At 73.9% G+C, this 2,635-nt stretch carries 3 protein-coding genes; 2 read left to right on the top strand and 1 reads right to left on the bottom strand.

The window, feature by feature from the left end; genetic code table 11:
- The coding region (locus ACWEQL_RS42120; protein WP_452156862.1) for an ABC transporter substrate-binding protein at positions 1 to 927 on the top strand (927 nt) is incomplete at its 5' end.
- Positions 928 to 1,440: 513 nt separating this feature from the next.
- Entirely contained in the window at positions 1,441 to 2,028 is a 588-nt protein-coding gene (locus ACWEQL_RS42125; RefSeq protein ID WP_452156864.1) for a TIGR03086 family metal-binding protein, read from the top strand.
- Positions 2,029 to 2,297: 269 nt separating this feature from the next.
- Here ACWEQL_RS42125 and ACWEQL_RS42130 read toward each other — a convergent pair whose 3' ends face one another.
- On the bottom strand, positions 2,298 to 2,558 hold the full coding sequence (locus ACWEQL_RS42130; RefSeq protein WP_452156866.1) for a hypothetical protein: 261 nt from the start codon (positions 2,556 to 2,558) through the stop codon (positions 2,298 to 2,300).
- Positions 2,559 to 2,635: the final 77 nt, after the last annotated feature.

Raw genomic sequence — 2,635 nt, forward strand, 5'->3', positions numbered from 1 at the left:
GTGGTCCGGGACACCGCGGCCGATCCCCTGCGCGCCGCGGCCGCGGTGGACGAACTGGCCCGGCTGGGCGTGGCCGCGCTGGCGGGCGAGTACCACAGCGTCGTCGCCCGCGCCGTCGCCGCCCGGGCCGACGCCCTCGGCCTGCCGTTCCTCTGCTCGTCGGCGGTGCTCGACGCGCTCACCGACCGGCCGACGGAACGGGTCGCGCGCATCGCCCCGGCGCAGTCCCACGGCTGGCGGATCTACGCGGACTTCCTGCTCGGCGCGGGACACCGCCGGATCGCCGTGGCGGCCGACCCGAGCGTCTACTGGGCGTCCGGCAGCCGCATCCTGCGCGAGCACCTCGCTCCCCGCGGCGGCACCGTCGTCGGACTCGACATGCGCGAACTCACCCCGTCGGCCGTCTGCGACACGCTCGCCGCCGAGGGCGCGACGGCGCTCCTCCTGCTGGTCGGCCACCCGGAGCCGGCCGTGCCGATCGTCCGGGCCGTCCGCCGGGACCCACGTCTCGCCGGGGTCCTGCTCGGCGCCCCGGCCGGGCAGCCGGAGTTCGCCGAATGGGCGGACCTGCTGGGGGCCGACGGCGCCGCGGTCCCGTTCCTGCGCTACCTGCCGGAGCGCCTCACCCCGCTCGGCGTCCGCGTCGGGGCGGCCCTGCGCGAACGGCTCGCCGGGGAGCCCTCCTTCGTCGCCTTCGAGGGGTACGACACCATCGCCGTCCTCGCCGAGGTGCTGCGTTCCCACGGCACCGACCGGGCCCGGATCGCCGGCTCCTGGCCGCACGTCGTCGTCGAAGGCACCCGCGGGACGATCCGGTTCAGCCGCACGCCGGGCATCGGCGTCCGGCAGTGGGCCTGGCCGCCGGTCCAGGTCGTCGACCGGGATCCGGCACGACCCGATCGCTTCCGGGTGCTCCACTCCGGCTGAAGTCGTTCACGGTCGGCACCGTGGTGCAACTCGCCTTCGCGGTGGGCATGCAGGGCTTCGGCGACCTCACGGCCCCCCGGCGGGCCGCACGCGATGTCGAGGAACACCGCACGGCTCGCGCACCCGCGCGGGCCGGGCGCTCCTAGGCTCCTGTCCCGCAGGCATCGGTCGTGATCGCCGGGGCCGCCGGCACCTGGAGGCGGCCCCTATATCGGGGGAGGCGATCACGACCGATGGCCCCTCGGAGAGGGTCACCCTGAGGATCGGTACGGCACCGATGATCATCGGGCCACCGTCGTGAGGACGGGTTCGCGGCGGCGGGCCCGTCCAGCGGAGCCGGCTCGGGTCGGATTTACCGGACCGATCGTCAGATCGACTGCACCAGAAGACCGTTCAGCCGGACCGGGCCGTCGGCCGGGGCTCCGCCGATGTCAGCGGTGAGCCCTGAGGTAAGGGTGAACGTTCTCGTCACCACTGTGATTTCGACATTCTCGAACATCAGGGAGGCAACGCGTGTCCGTTGACGGGTTCAAGCTGCTGGCCGAGGCGCACGAGTACCTGCTGGCCGCGGTACGGGGGGTTCCCGAGCAGGCCTGGGGCGCGAAGACGCCGTGCAGCGATTGGACGGTCCGCCAGGTCCTGAACCACGCGCGGCTCGACCAGCAGGCACTGGTCATGCAGATCACCGGGGAGCCGCTGGCGGGTGACCCCTTCTCGCCCGAGGACGCGCCGGCGTCCGACGGCCCGGGGGCCGTGGCGCAGCTGGAGGCGGTGCTGGACGCCGCGCTGACGGCGTGGGAGTCGGTGCGGGAGGCCGAGAGCGTGCCGACGCCGATGGGCCCCATGCCCGCGAACGCCGGCACCGCGGTCGCCGCGCTCGACGCCGCCGTCCACGCGTGGGACATCGCCCGGGCGACCGGCCAGAACCTGCCGCTCACGGAGTCCGTGGCCGAGCGGCTGGAGGGCGCCGCCGATCAGACCGTCGACTTCGTCCGCGACAACTTCGGCAAGTACGGCCCGGTGGTCGATGTCCCCGCCGACAGTTCCCGCGCCGACCGGCTGCTCGCCTTCACCGGCCGCGACCCCCGTTGGCAGGGCTAGACGGTTCGTTCGGATCATCCGCTCGTCGGCCGGGGCCCGGAGAGGGGCCCCGGCCGGAGCCGGCGGACGGCGCACTCGGAGCACGCCCATCAGCAGGCAGGCGTGCGGTCCGTTCACCTGCCCGCCGGGCTCCTGCTCCAGCCTCGCGGTGACGACGAGTCCGGCCTGCTCCAGCAGGCCGACTGTGTGTTCCAGGGGGCAGGAGATACGACTCGCAGGACACCGGATGGCCATAGCCCCGGGTCGGCCGAACCGAAGTTCGACCTCGTTCAGTCGAGCTCGACGTAGGCGACCAGGACGATCGTGCCGAGCACGGTGGAGACGTAGGCGATCCGGGCGCCGTCCTTGGCGTACTCCTGGACCGGGCTGTCGGGGCGCATTCGGACGCCGGCGGTCGTGGGGTTCAGAGCGATGATGTCCAGGTGCCTGTCGAGGCGGGCGACGGTGGTGTCGTCCATCGCGGCGAGCTGGCGTTCTGCGACCTCGTGGAAGGTGATGACCGCGCGGCGCGGCGGACGGTGGTCAGGCAACGCTCTGCTCACCCGTGCTCGGGAGGGGTGCCCGGCCGGCCTCGATGGCGTCCCGGGTGCGGCCGGGGCGCGGGTCG

The sequence above is a fragment of the Kitasatospora sp. NPDC004240 genome (assembly GCF_053603215.1).